This window comes from Ruegeria sp. ABV3_008 (genome assembly GCF_056161185.1).
Genome location: NZ_JBSWYP010000008.1, coordinates 223,861 through 243,778, shown reverse-complemented (window position 1 = coordinate 243,778; position 19,918 = coordinate 223,861). Strand labels below are relative to the sequence as shown.

Genomic DNA, 19,918 nt, shown 5'->3' with positions numbered 1-19,918 from the left:
GCCAACAATCCCGACGCGTCGGAGATTCGGCGTGGAGGAAAGACATAAGTCTAGGGAGGACACCGATGAACCGGTTTATCATGGCCGCCGCTGCGAGCATTGTCGCAACCGGCGCAGCCTATGCAGAAGTTACCGAAGACGATCTGGCCAATGACCAAACGATTACAACTCAGGTTGTGACCAATGGTATGGGACGGCATTTGCAGCGCTACAGCCCGCTGGACATGCTGAACAAGGACAACGTCAAGAACCTGCTTCCGGCCTGGGCCTTCAGTCTTGGCGGCGAAAAGCAGCGCGGGCAGGAAACCCAACCGCTGATTTATGACGGGATGATGTATATCACCGGGTCCTATTCGCGCCTCTATGCGATTGATCTGGAAACCGGCAAAGAGGTCTGGCAATACGATGCGCGCCTGCCCGAAGGCATTCTGCCCTGCTGTGACGTGGTCAACCGGGGTGCTGCCATCTATGGCGACAAGGTCATTTTCGGTACGCTGGACGCGCGGATCGTGGCGCTGAACAAGGACACGGGTGATGTGGTCTGGCGCGACAAGATTGCTGACTACAAGGCGGGCTATTCCTATACGGCCGCCCCGTTAATTGTTGATGGTCTGGTCATCACCGGCAACTCGGGTGGTGAGTTCGGCATCGTCGGCGCGGTTCAGGCCCGGGACGTCAATACCGGCGATCTGGTTTGGGAACGCCCCGTGATCGAAGGGCACATGGGCACGCTGAACGGCGAAGAAAGCACCATGACAGGTGAGCTGAACGCGACCTGGCCCGGTGACATGTGGAAAACCGGCGGCGGCGCGACCTGGCTGGGCGGCTCTTACGACGCTGACACCGACACGCTGGTTTTTGGCGCGGGCAACCCGGCCCCGTGGAACAGCTGGCTGCGCAATGCGGGCACCCCCACAGAAGGCAACAAGGGCGACAACCTCTATGCCGCCAGTCGCATTGGGATCGACCCGAAAACCGGCGAGATCAAGTGGCATTTCCAGACCACCCCGCGTGAAGGCTGGGACTATGATGGTGTGAACGAAGTGGTTGCCTATACCGACCGCGAGGGCAACCAACGCTACGCAACTGCCGACCGGAACGGGTATTTCTATGTTCTGAACCGTGAGGATGGTGGGTTCGTCTCGGCGACACCTTTCGTCAAGGACATCACCTGGGCCGACGGAATTGATGAAACCGGCCGTCCGATCTTTGTCGAAAACAACCGTCCCGGTGATCCGGCCGCTGCGGCTGATGGCAACAAGGGTGAGGTCATCTTTGCCTCGCCGTCCTTCCTGGGCGGCAAGAACTGGATGCCAATGTCGTTCTCGCAGAACACCGGCAATTTCTATGTGCCTTCGAACGAATGGGGCATGGATATCTGGAACGAGCCGATCACCTACAAGAAAGGTGCCGCCTATCTGGGCGCGGGCTTTACCATCAAGCCGAACTACGAAGATCACATCGGCTCGCTCAAGGCCATCGACCCCGATACCGGCGAGTGGAAGTGGGAATACAAGAACGACGCCCCGCTGTGGTCGGGCGTGATGACCACAGCTGGTGGTCTGGTCTTCTTCGGTACCCCCGAAGGCGAGTTCATCGCGCTGGATGACGAAACCGGTGAGAAACTGTGGTCGTTCCAGACCGGTTCCGGCATCGTCGGTCAACCTGTGACCTGGGAACAGGATGGCGAGCAATATGTCTCGATCATCTCCGGCTGGGGCGGTGCGGTTCCGCTATGGGGCGGTGAAGTGGCCAAGAAGGTCAACTATCTGAACCAGGGCGGTACGTTGTGGACATTCCGCCTGCCGAAAGAGCTGGCCTCGGCGAACTGAGGCGGGTTCTGACCCCAAAGATCGCGCGCTCGATATCCGGGCGCGCGTTTTCTTTGGTCTACGACCTTCCGCCAGTAGGCGTATGCTGACGGTGTTGCTAGACTCAGAGCAAAGAGAGTTTCATTGCAAAGGCGACCTTGATGCTTGCAGAACCCGCCAGACAGACTGACTTTGAGAATGTTCTGATTGTCGACGATCACCCGCTGTTCTGCGACGCCTTGTCGATGACCCTGCGCAGCGTGGCCGAGATCGGCGAAATTCACACAGCAGACCGTCTGGAAAACGCTATGGAACTGGTGGCCAAAGGGTTGAAACCGGATGCGGTGATGCTGGACCTGAACCTGCCGGATGTGGATGGCCTGGATGGTCTGGTACGCTTGAAATCCGCGGCGGATGCGCCGGTGATTGTTGTGTCCTCGTTGACCGACAACCGTGTGATCAGCCAGGTGATCAAGGCAGGAGCATCGGGGTATGTGCCCAAGCACAGCCAGCGCGATGTGTTCCGTACCGCATTCGAGACGGTTCATGCGGGGGGAATCTTTGTCCCCGATGGCTGCGTTCTGATCGAAGATGAGGAAGACGATGAACATAGCGATGCGGTCAACCGGCTTGCCGCGTTGACCAATCAACAGGGCCGCATTTTGCAACTGATCTGCGAGGGCAAGTTGAACAAGCAGATCGCCTATGACCTGTCGATTGCCGAAACCACGGTTAAGGCGCATGTCACTGCAATCATGCGGAAACTTGGCGTTCAAAGTCGCACTCAGGCGGTTCTGATTGCCAAGAAAGCATCCTTTGCCAGCGTATTGCAAGAATAGGGTCAGATACTCTAACCTCTCAGCAATCGTCGGGCTTTAGGGAGGAGTCGCGATGAACCAAGCATTCGGATGGGCCAGCGCCCAGTCCGTCAGGCCAGGCATCGTAAAGACGGCATTTGCGGAATGCAGCGCCGACAACGCAGTCAGGGATCTGTCCAGGTCGTTGGGGGATGACCCCATGGCGCTGATCATTCTGTTTGTCAGCCCCAATGCCGATGCCGCGGCGGTGATCGCCGAGGCTGAACAGGAATTTGCGCCCACGATGGTGGTCGGATGCACCACCGCCGGAGAGCTTGCCGAAGGTGGCTATAACGAGGATCAGATCGTCGCGCTTGCCTTGCCGCGCTCACATTTTGAAACGCGCACCATTCTTTTGCCGGATTTGGATAATTTCTGTGCGCAAGACATCATTGCCGAAATGATCCATAACCGAACCGCAATGACGCGCGGCTTTCCCGCTTGGGAAAACGAATTCACCTTCTTGATGATCGACGGGTTGTCCACGAAGGAAGACGAGCTGACATCCGAGCTGGCGATGGGGCTGGGGCCGGTGCCTTTGTTCGGTGGATCGGCAGGCGACGGGACCGAGTTCGGCCACACCTATGTTCTTCATGGATCACAGGCGTTGGAGAACGCGGCCATATTGGTGCAGGTGCGAACCTCTTGCCCGATCAAGGTGTTCAAGACAGATCATCTTGTTCCGGCCGCGCAGCGTATGGTCGTGACCAAAGCCGACCCCGCCAACCGCATCGTTCAGGAAATCAACGCGGAACCCGCAGCGCGGGAATATGCGCGCATCCTTGGCAAAGACCCCGAACAGCTGACCCCCTTTACCTTCGCGGCCCATCCGGTCGTCGTCCAGATCGGAGGTCAGCACCATGTGCGGGCCATTCAGCAGGTCGCAGGCAATGGCGATCTGGTGTTCTTTTCGGCCATTGATGAGGGACTGGTTCTGACCCTGGCCGAACCGCGCGACATGACGGTGCATCTGCAGGAAGAGATCGCAGCGCTGAACGAAAAGCAAAAGCCCGATACGATCCTGGCCTGCGACTGTATCCTGCGGAGGCTTGAGGCACAGGAAAAGCAAAAAACGCACGAAATCTCGCGCATCCTGTCGGACAATCATGTGGTCGGATTCTCGACCTATGGTGAGCAGTTCAACTCGATCCACGTCAATCAGACGATGACCGGGGTGGCGATCTATCCACCCGGGGACGACTAGCGGATGATCGAGCATCTGACAGACCCGCTGGATCCGATCGAACGCCAGAATGAAAAACTGCTGAGGATCGTCGAGGCGCTAATGCGCCGGGTCGAGGAATCTACTGATGCCTCGGGTGCTGCTTATGCGCAATTCCAGCGCGCGGCCGTGTTGGAACAAGAGATTCGCACCCGCACGGATGATCTGGAGCGTGCTCTGGACCTTCTGAACGCATCCAACGCGCAATTGGCCAAGGCCAATGAGGAAACCGAAGCTGCTCGGGCCAATTTGGCGAATGCGATCGAGGCGGTGCAGGATGGCTTTGCCCTGTTTGGGCGCGATGAAAAACTGGTGCTGTGCAACAGTCGCTTCGGGCTGCACATGCCCGATATCCAAGGTCGGCTGAAGCCAGGTCTGCGTTTTACCGAATATGTCGAGCTTGTCAGCCGGTCGAGCTCTCTGCTTCTGCCGGAGGGGGTTGCGCCTGTGGACTGGGCCGAGCTTCGGCTGACACGTCATGCGGATGACCATGTAGTGTTCAATGTGGGCCTGAGCGGCAATCGCTGGATGCAGGTCTCTGAACATCGCACGAAGGATGCGGGCACGGTTATCTTGCAGACGGATGTGACCGATATCATGCGGGTCGAGCGGCTAGAACGCGACCGCATTCTGGATGACAAATCGCGCCTGATCCGCGCCACGCTGGAACACATCGACCAGGGTGTCTGCATTTTTGACAATAAGCACCGTTTGATCGGCTGGAACAACCGGGCCAGCGAGCTGCTGGCGATCCCGGTTGGGCAATTCCAGATGGGCACGCAATTTGAAACGCTCTACGACCGGCTCGGTTCTAATATGAGTTTCCAACCGGGGATGAGCTGGGGAGATTTGTCCGACTGGACCAAGCGGCACACCTCCCGGCGTCCCTTGCGGTTTCTGCTGCATCGGGGGCGGTCGAAAATCCTGTCTGTCTTTGCGCAGGAAATGCCCGACAAGGGCTATGTGATTTCATTCACCGATGTGACGGCGGAACGAAAATCGGCGCAGGCATTGCAGGACGCCAAGGAACTTCTGGAAAAACGCGTTGAAGCGCGCACCGTTGAACTGGCCGACGCGCTGGGCGAGGCGGAACGGGCCAATGCGTCAAAGTCCCGCTTTGTTGCCGCCGCCAGTCATGATCTGCTGCAACCTCTGTCCGCCGCCAAGCTTTATGTGGCTTCGCTGAAAAACGGGTTGGATCAGGCGGAAACGAATGATGTGGCCACAAAGGCGGAAAGTGCGCTCAATAGCGTGGAGCATATCCTTGAGGCACTCCTGGACATATCGAAATTGGATTCCGGCAGCGCGACAGTCCACCTCTCGACCGTGTCGGTTGGTGATATGTTCAAGCAGATGGAGGACGCTTTCCGCCCGGTTGCACAGGCCAAAGGATTGGAATTACGGGTGGTGCCGACCAGCGCGCTTGTGGCCAGTGATGCTAGCTACTTGAGGCGCATCCTTCAGAACCTGCTGTCCAACGCAATCCGTTATACCGACGCCGGCAAGGTTCTGGTCGGGGTGAAGCGGCGCAAAACCCGCGTGTCGATAGAGGTGCTGGATACCGGAATTGGCATCGCCGCCGATCAGCGCGACATGGTTTTTCAGGAATTCAAGCGGGTGCAATCGGACGCGAGTGCGGCCGAAGGCATGGGCCTTGGTCTTGCTATTGTCGAGCGCGCCTGCGGGTTGCTCAACCACCCGATTCATCTGCGCTCCGAGTTGGGAAAAGGAACGGTGTTCTCCGTCGAAGTCCCTGTGGTACAGGACCAAGGGCAGTTCAGCGAAGGCCGTCCCGCTGCTGCTGACAGGAAAACGGGTCAACTGGCGGATATGATCGTTCTGCTGATTGAAAATGACGCAAATCTCAGAAATGCGCTAACGCTGACGCTCGAGTCCTGGGGCGTTCACGTGCTGGAGTGTGGCAGTGAGGATCAGGCCGTGGACCTGCTGCGCGAAATCGGTATCACACCCGATGCGATCGTCGCGGACTACCAGCTGGATAACGGAAAAACCGGGACTGAGGCAGTGCGTCGGATCAAAGCGGAATTCAGCGATGTGCCCGCCTGCATCATCTCGGCCAACCGGTCTCCTGAAACGGCGGAAGAATGCAAGGCGAACGGGCTGGAGTTAATCCACAAGCCAATTGACGCCAAAGAGCTTAGACATCAATTGGTCAGCTTGATTTCGCGTTAGTCTTTGCACGGGGCTGCGCGCGGACCGTGGCCGCTGGATCCTAGTGTTGATGTTGCTCAAGATCGACCCGCGTTGAACGAAGGGCAGTTGGGTCGCCGAATGCTGAGTCGGTTCGATTTTGGGGAGTGATGCTTTGCGTGGTGTGAATTGGCGGTTGCTGAAATCGAGTATTCTGGCGCGATTCTCTTTTGGTAATTTTTGGTGAATAAAAAGGCACTTAAGTTAAGAACTATTGAGTGTTTCTGTGTATCTCACTAGGGTGCGCGCCATGACCCAGACAACGAAAACAATCGGCACGACCTGCTATCGCCATCTCGGCAATGAAGGGCTGGAAACCGCCCGGTTCGATGATGAAACCTTCCTGCGGGTCTCGTCCGAGGCGGTCAGCAATTTGACCTCAACCGCCTTTGCAGATGTCTCGCATCTGTTGCGCCCCAGCCATCTTGCCCAGCTACGCGAGATACTCGATGACACGGATGCCTCGTCCAACGATCACTACGTGGCACTGGAGTTGCTGAAGAACGCGGTGATCTCTGCCGAGCGAGAATTCCCGAGCTGTCAGGACACTGGAACAGCGATCATTCACGGCAAGAAGGGCCAGAACGTTCTGGTGCAGGGCGATCTGCATGCGGCGGTCGAGCAGGGGGTCAAGGACACATGGGAAACGCGTAACCTGCGTTTTTCGCAAATGGCCCCGCTGACAATGTTCAAAGAGCAGAACACCGGAACCAACCTGCCTGCGCAGATCGATATTGAGGCGCTCAGCGGGGCGGCTCTGGAATTCCTGTTCATGGCTAAAGGGGGTGGCTCGGCCAACAAGACGTTTTTGTATCAGGAAACTCGGCGACTGCTGGAACCCGAGCGGATACTGGCGTTCTTTGATGAGAAGATTCGGACCTTGGGTACTACGGCTTGCCCGCCATACCATCTGGCGATTGTCATTGGGGGGCTGTCGGCTGAACACTGTCTGAAAACGGTCAAGAAAGCCTCGGCCAAGGAATTGGATGATCTACCCACGACCGGTAGCCCCGATGGGCGTGCCTTTCGCGATCTGGAGCTTGAGGCGCAGATATTGGAGCTGACCCGCAACATGTCGCTGGGCGCTCAGTTCGGCGGGAAATACTTCTGCCATGACGTGCGCGTCATTCGCCTGCCGCGCCACGGAGGAAGCCTGCCGGTTGGCATGGGTGTCAGCTGTTCGGCGGATCGCCAGATCAAGGGGCGGATCGACCGGGATGGGATCTGGGTCGAGCAGTTGGAACATGACCCGGCTCGGTTCCTGCCTGCGCAGGATGTCGCGGCGCAATCCGCAACCCGGATCAACCTGGACCAGCCGATGGATGATATCTGTGCTGAATTGTCCAAGCTGTCCGTCTCCAGCCCGGTTTTGCTGTCCGGCACCATGATTGTCGCGCGCGATCTGGTGCATGCCGAATTGGCCCGGATGATCCGAAAGGGTCAGGAGCTGCCGGACTACATCCGCGATCACCCGGTCTACTACGCGGGCCCGGCCAAGACGCCCGAAGGGTATACCTCAGGCTCGTTCGGGCCAACCACAGCCGCGCGGATGGACCCCTATGTGCCGGAACTGCAGGCGCTGGGCGCGTCCCGCGTGATGATTGCCAAAGGCAATCGTGCGCCCTCGGTCGTGCAAAGCTGCAAGGAGCATGGCGGGTTCTTTCTGGGCTCGGTCGGTGGGGCGGCGGCAGTTCTGGGCAAGGACGTCATCAAGAACATCGAAACGCTGGATTTTCCCAACTTCGGGATGGAGGCCGTCTTTCGCATAAAAGTCGTGGATTTCCCGGCGTTTGTGATTATTGACGACAAGGGAGGAGACTTCTTTACCCGCAAACCCGCCTTCTAGCGCACAGGAGCCGCAATGCCGCCGACCTCGGACAAGATTACCCTGCGCCAGTTGCAGATATTTCTGGTGGCGATCGAGACGCGCAGCTTTGTGCGCGCGGCAGAGCGCCTGTCGCTGACCCCTCCTGCGGTGTCGATGCAGATGAGCCGGCTGAGCGAGGAATTCGGCGCGCCGCTGTTCGAGAAATCCGGCCGTTCGGTGATCCCGACTGAGGTTGCCACCGCTTTGGTGCCCTATGCCGAACGCATGACCGAAACGCTGGCCGAGGCGGTAGATGTTGTGCAGATCATGCAGGGCAAGCTAGACCACCGGGTTCGGGTGGCCATGGTGACCACGGCGCGCAATTTCGGCCCGCATCTGCTGGCGCAGTTCCAGCAGGAGCACCCGGAATGCGATCTGCAGTTCAAAATCGCCAACCGGCGCAGCGTGATTGAGATGCTAGATACCGATCAGATCGACCTTGCGCTCATGGGTCGCCCTCCGCGCCGGATAGAGACAACGGCACATCAATTCGCCAAACACCCCTATGTGTTGATCGGCCATCCGGATCATCCACTGGTGCGCTCCAGCCGCATCCGTCGCTCGGACTTGCCAAACCATCAATTCATCGTCCGCGAACGGGGGTCGGGCACGCGCATGGTGCATGAGTTCTTTTTCTCGGACTCGGGCCTGCCGCAGCCCAAGGCGCAGGAAATGGACAGTAACGCCAATATCAAACAGGCGGTCATGGCGAATATGGGGCTGGCCTTCATCTCGGCTCACACGATCGCGCTGGAGGCGATGGCCGGAAAGCTGAAAATCCTGAACGTTGAAGGGATGCCTGAATATCGCGACTGGTTCGTTCTGCATATGCGTAACAAACCCCTGCGTCCGGCGGCGCGGTCCTTTCGGGATTTCGTCGATCAGAAAGGCCCGGCCTTTATGGAGGATTTCTTCAAAGACGCCGGGATTGCAACATAGATTGCGCCCGCGCCACGATGGGTGGGTCGATCATTTTGCCCTCCAGCATGACGGCACCCAGCCCCTGCTTAGTGGCCCGAACAAAGGCCTCGACCACGCGGGTCGCCTGTTCGATCTCGGACGCGCTGGGCGTGAAGACCGCGTCAACGATTTCGACCTGTCGCGGATGGATACACAGGACGGCGTCGAAGCCAATCGCACGCCCAAGGTCGACGCAGGCGCGGAAACTGTCCATGTCGTGGATCTCGGCAATGCTGCCCGGTAGGCCGATGGCCTGCAGGCCACCCGCTTTGGCCGCATGGATCAAGGACTGCGCCGGGCCCTTCAGCGCCTCGACCGAAGGCCCATGGCCGCAATCGGTCGAGAAGTCCTCAGCCCCGAATGCAAGCGCGGTCAGCCGGGGGGTTGCTTTTGCGATGCTTGCGGCGTTCATCAGCCCTTGGGCTGTTTCGATCAACGCAATCAGCTTGATCTGGCTCTCGGGAAGTTTGGCCTGTCGCTCCAGCATCGACAGATAGTCAGCCACCAGACGCAGGTGGTCGGCCCCTATGACCTTGGGCAGCATGATCGCGTCAACGCCGGGCAGGATGGCAGCCTCAAGATCGCGGACGCATTCGCCCAGATCGGCATTGACCCGTATCACAACCGACACATCACGGGCGGTCAGCACAGAGACCGCCTCTGCCAACCCATCCCGCGCGGCCTGTTTGCGGTCGCGCGGGACGCTGTCCTCAAGGTCCAGCAGGATCGCATCCGCGCCCCGTTCATGCGCGCGGGCAATCAGCTCCGGTCGATGTGCCGGAGTGAACAGGTAGGACCGGATCATGCGGCAACGGTCTCGGCGAATTCGGACCGAATGGTATCGGTATGTTCGCCAAGCGCGGGCACACGGCCAAAGCGCGGTGTTTCCGGATCAAAGCTGTGGCGCACGGGGGCTGCAACCAGATGCGCCTCATCCCCGTTTTCCAGCGTGACCGGCGTGCGGCGCAGCTGCGGGTGTTCGGCAAAGGTGCTGACCGAGTTCACAGCCCCATAAGCGATGGCTGCCGCGAACAACTTGCCTTCCAACTCGGCCCGGCTGTGGCGGGCAAAGAACCCGGCCACGATGGCATCCAGTTCGGCGCGGTTAGCAACCCGCTGGGCCGCATCGCAGAACCGTGGGTCGGTGGCCAATTCGGGTTGCCCGATGACATCGGCGCAGAGGCGTTTCCACTCGCGTTCGTTCTGGATCGAGATCGCCAGAACCTCATCATCTTTGGTGGCAAACCCACCATAAGGCGCGATGGACGGGTGATGCAGGCCAACTGGCTGCGGCGCTTTACCCGCATAAACCGTATGCATCAAAGGCACGGTCATCCAATCGGCGGCCGTGTCGAACAGGGACAGCTTCACCGCGCTGCCCTTGCCGCTGATGCTGCGCGCGATCAGTGCCTTCTGGATGCCTATGATCGCATTCATGCTGGCGCCGATATCGCAGACCGAAACGCCAATCCGACCGGGATGGCCGGGCGCTCCGTTGACCGAGACCAGCCCGCTTTCGCATTGCACCAGAAAGTCATAGGCCTTCATGTCGCTGTACCGTCCATCCTCGCCATATCCGCTGATATCGCAGGTGATCAGGCGCGGGGTCCGTTTGCGCAGGACATCCTCGCCAAACCCGGCGCGGGCAATGGCGCCGGGGGCGAGGTTCTGGATGAACACATCCGCCTCGTCCAGAATACGGTGCAGCAGAGCGGCATCCTCGGGGTGTTTTATATCCAGACACAGGCTTTCCTTGCCGTGATTAGCCCAGACGAAATAGGACGCCGAGCCTTTCACCGCACCGTCGTATTTGCGGGCGAAGTCTCCGGTGTCACGCTCGATCTTGATGACACGAGCGCCGCCCTGGGCAAAGTGGCACGACGCGAGGGGGGCAGCGACGGCCTGTTCCAGAGATACGACCAGCAGGCCTTCATAGGGTTTGAGTTGGGTATCGGTCATGCGGCAGCTCGTGTGTTCAAAAGCGCAAGGGTGCGGTGCATTTCGTTGGCGACGATGGTCATGCCTTCGTCAAAGCCCATGCCGGGTTTGACCAGCACGCGGTCGGGGCGGGTGGCCATGGCGGCGTGCAGACAGGCGCGGGCCGAGATGTCGGTCTCGTTGCAGGTGCCGCCCTGATATGCCGCGACACCATTGGCTTTGCAGTAGAGCACCGCGTCGACCGTATTGTGCAGCGATCCCAGATCGGGGGTCTTGATCTGGACCATGTCACAGCAATCGGCGTCGACGAAATCGACTACGTCCTGATAAGTGTTGCACCATTCGTCAGCCACGATTTTGACGTTGCTGCCAAGCGCCCGCAGCGAGGCACGGATATCGCGCAGCAAGGTGATCTGCCTGTCTTTTGAACCGGCGTCCACAGGCCCTTCGATATACAGATCGAATGGGGCGGCGCGTTGTTCCAGCGTTTCCATATAGTTGGCGATTTTCACCGCGTCATTGTCAAAGATCATGCCCACCGTACCGTAGACGTCGATATGCAGTACCGGATGATAGCTCTCATCTGTGCGCAGAGCCTGTATGCGGCGCGACAGCCATGTGACGTATTCAGCTAGTTTCCCGCCTGTCTGGCCCAGTTTCTGGGGGATGTTGTTGATCAGGCCGTGGGGCAGGGCGTCGACCTGTTTCAGCACCATCTTGTCAACGGCCTCATAGCGGTTGTCGCCGCTCTGCCCAAACAGGCGCAGAGGGGCCGCGATGGCCTCAAGCCCCCATTCGTCGCAGATCACCTCGAATTTCATCTTGCCTTTGGCAATCGAGGCCGCAGACAGCAAAGCCTGCGACAGGCCATAGCGCACGGCGGTGTGCAGAGGTTGGCCATCCACGACCAGCGTATCGAAGAATTCCGCGCTTTCGCGGAAGCTATGCACATCATGCCCGATCAACTGCGGCGTCAGATGTTCCTGCAGGAATGGGATGACGAAGGAGGCCAGAAACAGCGGATCACGCCCGGCGGCTCCAGAATATTGCACGGCGGCGCAATCGCCCTCGGCGATTTGGCCGTTTTCCAGTTCAAGCAGGATCGAGACACTTTCCCCAAATTGCCGGACGCGGGCAAAGCCGTCGGTCAGGGCCTGCCCGCAATAGACGAACCCGTCCTGCTTGGCCCCCTGTTTGATCGCTGCCTGATCGTCGAAATAGTACGAGGCCAGCCCCGGCGCGAAAACAACGTTCTTGATCTTCATGACACTCTCTGTGTGTTAGGCGGCAACCGAAGGCCGCCCAATGAGTTTGCTGGCCGAGATGGCGCGGACGTCGTCGACCACCATGTCAAAGGACACCTCGCGCCCCTCGGACCGGGCGCGTTCCGCGATGCGGTCCCGGTGAAAGGCCATGATATCCTTCGGCAGCGGCACATTTCCGGTCTCAAAGATCCGCAGCGCGCCGTGGTTGTCGCGTACCGGTGTCAGCTTGCCCGCGTTCCCGATGGCGGGGGCGAAGGGGATATCCATGACGCCGCTCTCAAAGGCCAGAACGGCTCCGCGCGCGATGTCGCCTTTGCCCAGTTTCAGAACGGCGCGCATGACGGCGTGAACTTCGGCTTCGATCACCTCGACCTCGGTCAGGATTTCGTTGCCGTCATTGCGGTTCTGGTCCGCGATCATGTTCACCATCTGGCGGGTCGCCTTGAGCCCAGCCTGGTTCGCCTCGATCGAAGGGATGCCGCTGGCCTCATGCGGCGTTTTCACGATAATCTTGGTGGCCCGCGCCTGTTTCGCGGCCATTGCACCCAGACAGATCACGGCGGTCGCCTTGGCCTCATCCTCGGGGAAGCCGCCCATCCATTGGTGGAACACGGTGGTCAGCTGGTAATCATCATAGCCCGCGTTCTGGAAATAGTGGTGCCCCAGCCGCCGTAACGAGCGCAGTGCGGCGACGTCTTGCACCAGATTGCCCGCCTGACCATAGCCCAGCGTGATACAACGCACGCCCTGTTCCAGCGCCAGCAAGCCTTCGATGATCGCGACCACATGCGATACGAACGGCGGTACCAGCGTTCCGGTCAGAGGGCCAAACGGCTCGCGGTTGATGCGGATGCCGTGTTCTTCGAACCGGCCCACAAGACGGTCGCAATATTGCCAATGGCGGATCGATTGCTCCAGCGGAATGTTCTTTGCATAGGGGATGTTATAGGAAATCCCGCCGCCCTCGTAGGACGAAAAGCCCGAACTGAGGGTCACTTCGGCCAGAAGGCGTGCATCCGGTGTGCCGTGCCGGACCTGAATGGGTTTTGAGACGGCTTCGACCAGTCTTGTACAGCCTTCCACACCATGGTTGACCGCTGGGAACCCGTTCAGCAGCGAGGTTCCTGCCGCGCGGGATCGGTCGATGCCATCCTGCGCCTCGTCATAGCGGTTGTGGCGGGTATAGGCGTCAATGGTGGTAGGCAACACGTCGCAATGGGGGGCCAGCCCCTCCATCAGCGCGGTGTGTTCGCGCAACAGCGCAACGCCCGCACGGGGTTGCAACAGTGTCTTGCCGGTTTCATCCGCATCCGCCAAGGCCGCCGAGAAACGCTTCTCCGAAGGCAGCGCACGTTGACGGGCAAGGCCCGCCTCAAAGTCCACGTCGGCACCGGTGTGCCAGGATTGCAAAACGCCCTCACGCTCGGCGTTGAAAACGGAATCGGGTAGCTTGGAATTCGTTATTTCTGGCGCGCCGGTCATGTCACCATCTGTCTTTGCTAAATTGCGGCCCAATCGGCGAACCCAGATGCGAAAGCGCCCGAGTTGTGGCCGATGTTCGGAAGGCGGTTCATGTCGATGTCGTCTTTCAGCAGCGCCACGACCTCGTCGATATTGGCCGAAGCCGGGAAGACGCGGTCATAGCCCATCTCCTTGAAGCGGGTGACGACGGTTGCGAAATCCTGTTTGCCGATCACGAGGTTCCCACCGACATAGAGCAGGATGTTCCCGATCCCCGCAGCCTCGCACCGGTCGCGCAGGCCCTGACAGTCGATCTCACCGTGCCCGTAAATGGATGAGACAAGGATCGCATCGGCTTTTTGAGCAACGGCTGCGGCGACGAATTCGCTCTGGCTGACCATGACGCCGAGGTTCATGACCTCGATCCCGGCCCGGGTCAGCAGGCTGTCGAGGATCTTGTTGCCTACGGCGTGGCAATCTGCACCGATCACTCCCAAAACGACTTTATGCGTGGTGCTGGCGTCGAACATGTCTCGCTCCTCCTGTGTCGCGCTTTGGGGTGTCGTAGCCGTGATTCTCAAAACGGTAAAGAATAATGATGACCAATGAAAAATAGATAAGCAAAAATTACCTAATTTTGCATCAGGCCGCTGTTAGAGCTTGAAACGCCAAAACGGCTGCTCTCTGATGGCATCTGTCGCATCTGAGATAGCTTCTGTCCGAAATCGACACTGAAAACGAGGGCAACCCGGGTGCATAAAGTAAGCTGCAACGAATAGGAGCCTACATGCGATTCTCGGCGCTGCGACTTTTCAAAGAGGCCCTGACCGGCCACAAGGGCTGGGGTCCGCAATGGCGCGACCCTGAGCCTGCGGATGCTTATGACTATGTGATCGTGGGCGGCGGCGGCCACGGTCTGGCCACAGCCTACTATCTGGCCAAGGAATTCGGTGCCGCGCGTATCGCGGTACTGGAAAAAGGCTGGATCGGCGGCGGCAATGTGGGGCGGAACACGACGATCATTCGCTCGAACTATCTGTTGGATGGGAATGAGCCTTTCTACGAGTTCTCGCTGAAGCTGTGGGAAAACCTCGAACAGGACTTCAACTATAACGCCATGGTCAGCCAGCGCGGTATTTTGAACCTGGTCCACACGGATGCACAGCGGGATGCGGCGCGGCGGCGGGGCAATGCGATGATCCTGAACGGATCAGATGCCGAGTTACTGGATACCGCAGGCGTCCGTGCAATGTACCCGTTCCTGAATTTCGATGACGCCCGGTTCCCGATCAAAGGTGGCCTGCTACACCGTCGCGGCGGCACGGTGCGCCACGACGCAGTAGCGTGGGGATATGCGCGCGGTGCGGACATGCGCGGCGTGGATATCATTCAGAACTGCGAGGTGACGGGTTTCCGCATTGAAAATGGCAAGGTTCTGGGGGTCGATACCACCCGCGGCTTTATTGGGGCCAAAAAGGTTGGCGTCTCTGTCGCGGGCAGTTCCAGCCGCGTGATGGAGAAGGCAGGGATGCGCCTGCCGATCGAGAGCCACGTGTTGCAGGCTTTCGTCTCCGAGGGTCTGAAGCCTTTCATCGACGGCGTTATCACTTATGGGGCGGGGCACTTCTATTGCAGCCAGTCCGACAAGGGCGGTCTGGTCTTTGGTGGCGACATCGACATGTACAACACTTACGCCCAACGCGGGAACCTGCCCGTGGTCGAGGATGTGATCGAAAGCGGCATGGCGCTAATCCCGGCACTTGGGCGTGCGCGCCTGCTACGCAGTTGGGGCGGGATCATGGATATGTCGATGGATGGCTCTCCGTTTATCGACAAGACGCATATCGACGGGCTCTATTTCAATGGCGGATGGTGTTACGGCGGGTTTAAGGCCACGCCGGCCTCTGGCTATTGCTTTGCGCATCTTCTGAAAACCGACCGTCCGCATGAAACCGCCACAGCCTACCGGCTGGACCGGTTCATGACCGGTCACATGATCGACGAAAAAGGGCAGGGCGCCCAGCCGAACCTGCACTGAGGACCATCGCCATGATCAACAAGTTTGCACGCGATCTGATCGAAAACTGGCATCTTGGCTTTGTGGCCACAGCGGATGCCGAAGGAAACCCGAATGTCTCGCCCAAGGGCACGTTTGTAACCCATGATGACACCACGATCAGCTTTGCCGAAATGCGGTCTCCGGACACTCTGGCCAATATTGCGGTGCGTACGCAGGTCGAGGTCAACTTCATCGACATCCTGACCCGTCGAGGCGTCCTGATCCAGGGTGAGGCCAGCTATGTTCCGCGCGACGATGCGCGCTACCCGTTGCTGCGCCCGGCCTATACCAACCGCTGGCCGGAGCTTGAGCCGATGTTCTCTGGATTTGTGGTCATCAAGGCAACGGCGTGCAAGCCTCTGGCCACGCCCGCTTATGACATGGGCGTTACCAGCGAAGAGCTGCGCGCCAAGTGGATGCAGCGCGTTCGCGACATCAACATCATTCACAAAAGGTCGGAGGTCGAAGCATGCTGATCAATCACCCCCTGCTTGGCCCGCGCGACGCGCAGGAGTTCACTTATCTGGGCGATGCCTCGCTGATCAATCGTCCCGATTGGCAGGCCGAGGACGCGGCGCAAGCGTTTCACGACTACCTCTACCTGCGTGACAACCCGGCGGGCGAGCATCGCGAGCTTTGGTATCACGAACAAGGCGACAGGTCGTGGCTGGTGGTCACGCGCAATACGCTGACCCATGAAATCCTGAAGGTCGAACTGGCCCGTGACGTAGCCAAAGCGGCAGGGAAGGCTGCACAATGAATCAGAGCAATCGACTGAACGGCGGGCTGATCAACCGGGACGCCAGCCTCAGCTTCACCTTCGATGGCAAGTCTTATCAAGGTTATGAGGGCGACACGCTGGCTTCGGCCTTGTTGGCCAATGGAGTGCGCCTGATGGGCCGGTCCTTCAAATACCACCGTCCGCGCGGCCCGCTGACCGCGGGCAGCGAAGAGCCGAACGCTTTGGTCGAGCTGCGCTCAGGCGGGCGGCAGGAGCCGAACACCCGCGCCACCGTGGCCGAGCTGTATAACGGCCTGAGCGCCAATTCCCAGAACCGCTGGCCGTCGCTGGAACGCGACTTCATGGCGATCAACGACCGGTTCTCGAACTTCCTGACGGCGGGGTTTTACTACAAGACCTTCATGTGGCCGAAGGCGTTCTGGGAAAAGCTATATGAGCCGATTATTCGTAAGGCCGCCGGTTTGGGTAGCCTGACGGGTGAGGATGACCCCGATCTCTATGACAAGGGCTTCCTGCATTGCGATCTGCTGATCATTGGCGCGGGTCCGACCGGTCTGGCGGCGGCGCTGACTGCGGGACGAGCGGGCGCTCAGGTCATTCTGGCGGATGAAGATTTCCGCATGGGTGGGCGTCTGATTGCTGAGACTGGCGCATTGGCCGATATCTCCGGCGCGGACTGGGTCGCGCAGGCGTTGGGTGAGCTGGCGTCGATGAACAATGTGCGGGTCATGCCGCGTACAACCGTGTTTGGGGCCTATGACCATGGGATCTATGGTGCGGTTGAACGCAACGCGGATCACCTGATCGCGCCCGCGGCTGACAAACCCCGCCAAACCCTGTGGCGCATCTACTCCAAGCGCGCGCTGATCGCGACCGGGGCCATCGAACGCCCCATCGCGTTCGAAAACAACGACCGGCCTGGTATCCTGCTGGCCGGAGCGGTTCGGTCCTACGCCAACCGCTGGGCCGCAACGCCGGCGCAATCGGTTGTGGTTTTTGCCAACAATGACGACGCACACCAGACGGCACGCGATCTGATGGCGCAGGGTATAAAGGTCCCGGCAATTGTGGACACGCGCTCGGATGCTGCGGATGTCGAGGGAACCGAAGTTCTCAAAGGGGCCGAGATCATCAACACCTCGGGCCGTCTGGGTCTGACTTCGGTGCAAGTGCGCACTGAGAAAGGGTATACAACGGATCTCTATTGTGAGGCGCTGGCGATGTCCGGCGGCTGGAACCCGAACTTGGGCCTAACCTGCCATCAGCGCGGTCGCCCTGTCTGGAACGCGGACATCCACGCCTTTGTTCCGGGCGAGGGCCTACCCGTCGGTCAGATCGTGGCAGGCGCGGCCAAGGGTGAGATGACCACCAAAGCGGCGCTGCAAGGCGGTGCGGCGGCGGCGGTATCCGCTCTGGGCGATCTCGGCATCACGGCATCCCACGTTGATCTTCCCGCTGCAGCCGATGCGCCGGTCTCGATCAGCCCCTTCTGGCACGTCAAAGGCGCAAAACGCGCATGGCTGGATTACCAGAACGACGTGACCGTCAAGGACGTCAAGCTGGCGCACCAAGAGAACTTTACCTCGGTGGAGCATCTCAAGCGTTATACCACACTGGGCATGGCGACCGATCAGGGCAAGACCTCGAACGTGGGTGCCTTGGCGGTGATGGCGGAACTAACGGGCAAGTCCATTCAGGACACCGGCACAACCATCTTCCGCCCGCCTTATACGCCGGTTGCGATGGGTGCGTTCGGTGGCCGTGCAGTGGGCAAGGATTTCCACCCGACTCGCCTGACGCCCAGCCACAAATGGGCCGAGGAACAGGGCGCCGTGTTTGTCGAGGTCGGCAATTGGCTACGTGCCCAATGGTTCCCGCGCAAGGGCGAAACCCATTGGCGCCAATCGGTGGACCGCGAGGTGCTGAAGACAAGAAACTCGGTCGGTGTGTGCGATGTGACGACGCTAGGCAAGATCGACGTGCAGGGCGCGGATGCTGCGGCTTTCCTGAACATGGTCTACTCTAACGCGTTCGCCAAGCTGCCCGTGGGCAAGGTGCGCTATGGCCTGATGCTGCGCGAGGATGGCATTGCCTATGACGACGGTACCGCCGCGCGGTTTGCCGAGGACCATTTCGTCGTGACCACCACCACCGCCAACGCGGTTCTGGTCTATCGCAATATGGAATTCGTCCGCCAATGCCTGTGCCCGGATATGGACGTGCAGCTGATCTCGACTACCGAGGCCTGGGCGCAATATGCCGTGGCCGGTCCCAACAGCCGCAAACTGCTGCAAAAGATCGTGGACCCTGACTTTGACATCTCGAACGAGGCGTTCCCCTTCATGGGTTGCGCTGAGATCACAGTCTGCGGCGGCCTGCGCGCGCGACTGTTCCGGATCTCGTTCTCGGGCGAGCTGGCCTATGAAATCGCGGTGCCCACGCGCTATGGCGATGGGCTGATGCGCGCGCTGATGGAGGCGGGTGAAGAGTTCGACGTGATGCCTTACGGCACCGAGGCCCTGGGCGTCATGCGGATCGAAAAGGGTCATGCGACCGGCAATGAGCTGAACGGTACGACCACGGCTCTGAACCTTGGCATGGCGCGTATGGTCAGCACCAAGAAGGACTGTATCGGCAACACGCTCAGCCGTCGGGAAGGGCTGAATGCCCCGGACGCGCTGGCTCTGGTCGGTCTCAAGCCGGTGGATGCCAAGGACAGCGTGCCTGCGGGCGGGCATCTGATGAACGCCACCGGGCCGGTCGATGCGGCCCATGATCAGGGCTATGTAACCTCGGCCGCCTATTCGCCGATCCTGGAAAGCTCGATCGGGCTCGGATTTGTCAAAGGTGGCTCTGACCGGATGGGTGAAAAACTGCGTCTGGTGAACCCGCTGGAAGGCCAGGAAGTCATGGTCGAGATTGTCAGCGCTCATTTCGTGGACCCGGAAGGGGAGAAGCTTCGTGCATAAACTGAAACCCATCACCCCGCTGGGCGGCGACACGCCGCGTGTCGATACGGTCGGTACGATCACGATCACCGAGGTCGTGGATCAGGCGCTGGCGTCGGTCGCGGCCCGCAACGATCAGGCCGGTACCGTGCAAAAGGCGCTGGCCGACAAGATCGGTCTGAGCTTGCCCGAGGTTGCCCAATCCGCTCAGGCCGCACCCTATGCTGCGCTCTGGATGGGGCCGGAGCAATGGATGGTCATGGCCCCACATGACAGTCACGAATTGCTGGCCGCCGAGTTGAAGCAGATCGTCGGTGATACCGCATCGGTCTCCGAGCAGACGGATGGCTGGTGCCGGTTCGACGTGCAGGGCGCGGGTCTGTGCGATTTGTTCGAACGGCTCAGCAACGCGCCGGTCCGCACGATGGGGGCGGGCGCGGCGATCCGAACCACGGCGGAGCATCTGGGCGTCTTCCTATGGCGTCTGGCCGAGGATCATATGGCCGTTCTTGGCCCGCGCTCTTCGGCGGCGTCGCTGCATCACGGCCTGTTGGCCGCCGCGAAATCCATCGCGTGA

General features: G+C 59.8%; 16 protein-coding genes. 11 read left to right on the top strand and 5 right to left on the bottom strand.

Annotated elements, in window-relative coordinates; genetic code table 11:
• The first annotated feature begins 65 nt into the window (after window positions 1-65).
• The 6 genes from ACXAH8_RS15385 to ACXAH8_RS15360 all read left to right on the top strand — a co-directional run bounded on the left by ACXAH8_RS15385 (window position 66) and on the right by ACXAH8_RS15360 (window position 8,907).
• A complete protein-coding gene (locus tag ACXAH8_RS15385; protein WP_170658879.1) occupies window positions 66-1,832 on the top strand; it encodes a PQQ-dependent methanol/ethanol family dehydrogenase in 1,767 nt (588 codons plus the stop codon).
• A 140-nt stretch (window positions 1,833-1,972) separates the two neighbouring features.
• Window positions 1,973-2,650 carry a response regulator gene (locus ACXAH8_RS15380; RefSeq protein WP_475219713.1) on the top strand — a complete coding sequence of 226 codons (678 nt, stop codon included), beginning with the start codon at window positions 1,973-1,975 and terminating at the stop codon, window positions 2,648-2,650.
• A 52-nt stretch (window positions 2,651-2,702) separates the two neighbouring features.
• On the top strand, window positions 2,703-3,872 hold the full coding sequence (locus ACXAH8_RS15375; protein WP_475219712.1) for an FIST N-terminal domain-containing protein: 1,170 nt from the start codon (window positions 2,703-2,705) through the stop codon (window positions 3,870-3,872).
• 3 nt (window positions 3,873-3,875) lie between these two features.
• Window positions 3,876-6,083 carry a hybrid sensor histidine kinase/response regulator gene (locus ACXAH8_RS15370; protein ID WP_475219711.1) on the top strand — a complete coding sequence of 736 codons (2,208 nt, stop codon included), beginning with the start codon at window positions 3,876-3,878 and terminating at the stop codon, window positions 6,081-6,083.
• 268 nt (window positions 6,084-6,351) lie between these two features.
• The gene (locus ACXAH8_RS15365; RefSeq protein ID WP_475219710.1) at window positions 6,352-7,947 is read left to right on the top strand and encodes a FumA C-terminus/TtdB family hydratase beta subunit; all 1,596 of its coding nucleotides are present in this window, start codon (window positions 6,352-6,354) and stop codon (window positions 7,945-7,947) included.
• 15 nt (window positions 7,948-7,962) lie between these two features.
• Complete coding sequence (locus tag ACXAH8_RS15360; protein WP_475219709.1) at window positions 7,963-8,907, top strand: LysR family transcriptional regulator; 945 nt, start codon at window positions 7,963-7,965, stop codon at window positions 8,905-8,907.
• Here ACXAH8_RS15360 and ACXAH8_RS15355 read toward each other — a convergent pair.
• Genes ACXAH8_RS15355 through glmS form a run of 5 tightly spaced genes read right to left on the bottom strand, consistent with a single transcriptional unit; the run spans window position 8,882 to window position 14,122 of the window.
• Window positions 8,882-9,733: an HpcH/HpaI aldolase/citrate lyase family protein gene (locus ACXAH8_RS15355; RefSeq protein ID WP_475219708.1), complete on the bottom strand. Its 852-nt coding sequence runs from the start codon at window positions 9,731-9,733 to the stop codon at window positions 8,882-8,884. The two genes, ACXAH8_RS15360 and ACXAH8_RS15355, sit on opposite strands and share 26 nt — an antisense overlap.
• A complete protein-coding gene (locus ACXAH8_RS15350; RefSeq protein WP_475219707.1) occupies window positions 9,730-10,887 on the bottom strand; it encodes a CaiB/BaiF CoA transferase family protein in 1,158 nt (385 codons plus the stop codon). The genes ACXAH8_RS15355 and ACXAH8_RS15350 overlap by 4 nt, the downstream gene beginning before the upstream one ends.
• Entirely contained in the window at window positions 10,884-12,131 is a 1,248-nt protein-coding gene (locus tag ACXAH8_RS15345) for a methylaspartate ammonia-lyase (protein WP_475219706.1), read from the bottom strand. Before ACXAH8_RS15345 ends, ACXAH8_RS15350 begins: the two co-directional genes overlap by 4 nt.
• 15 nt (window positions 12,132-12,146) lie before the next feature.
• Complete coding sequence (locus ACXAH8_RS15340; RefSeq protein ID WP_475219705.1) at window positions 12,147-13,613, bottom strand: methylaspartate mutase subunit E; 1,467 nt, start codon at window positions 13,611-13,613, stop codon at window positions 12,147-12,149.
• A gap of 17 nt (window positions 13,614-13,630) precedes the next feature.
• On the bottom strand, window positions 13,631-14,122 hold the full coding sequence (glmS, locus tag ACXAH8_RS15335; RefSeq protein ID WP_475219704.1) for a methylaspartate mutase subunit S: 492 nt from the start codon (window positions 14,120-14,122) through the stop codon (window positions 13,631-13,633).
• Between the two features lie 257 nt (window positions 14,123-14,379).
• On the opposite strand from glmS, the gene ACXAH8_RS15330 reads away from it, so the two are divergent.
• The 5 genes from ACXAH8_RS15330 to ACXAH8_RS15310 are packed head-to-tail and all read left to right on the top strand — an operon-like array spanning window position 14,380 to window position 19,918.
• Window positions 14,380-15,630, top strand: a complete 1,251-nt coding sequence (locus tag ACXAH8_RS15330) for a sarcosine oxidase subunit beta family protein (protein ID WP_170467244.1) — start codon at window positions 14,380-14,382, stop codon at window positions 15,628-15,630.
• 11 nt (window positions 15,631-15,641) lie between these two features.
• Entirely contained in the window at window positions 15,642-16,127 is a 486-nt protein-coding gene (locus tag ACXAH8_RS15325; RefSeq protein ID WP_475219703.1) for a pyridoxamine 5'-phosphate oxidase family protein, read from the top strand.
• On the top strand, window positions 16,121-16,411 hold the full coding sequence (locus tag ACXAH8_RS15320) for a sarcosine oxidase subunit delta (protein WP_425084557.1): 291 nt from the start codon (window positions 16,121-16,123) through the stop codon (window positions 16,409-16,411). Before ACXAH8_RS15325 ends, ACXAH8_RS15320 begins: the two co-directional genes overlap by 7 nt.
• Window positions 16,408-19,362: a sarcosine oxidase subunit alpha family protein gene (locus ACXAH8_RS15315; RefSeq protein ID WP_475219702.1), complete on the top strand. Its 2,955-nt coding sequence runs from the start codon at window positions 16,408-16,410 to the stop codon at window positions 19,360-19,362. Before ACXAH8_RS15320 ends, ACXAH8_RS15315 begins: the two co-directional genes overlap by 4 nt.
• On the top strand, window positions 19,355-19,918 hold the full coding sequence (locus ACXAH8_RS15310) for a sarcosine oxidase subunit gamma (RefSeq protein ID WP_475219701.1): 564 nt from the start codon (window positions 19,355-19,357) through the stop codon (window positions 19,916-19,918). Before ACXAH8_RS15315 ends, ACXAH8_RS15310 begins: the two co-directional genes overlap by 8 nt.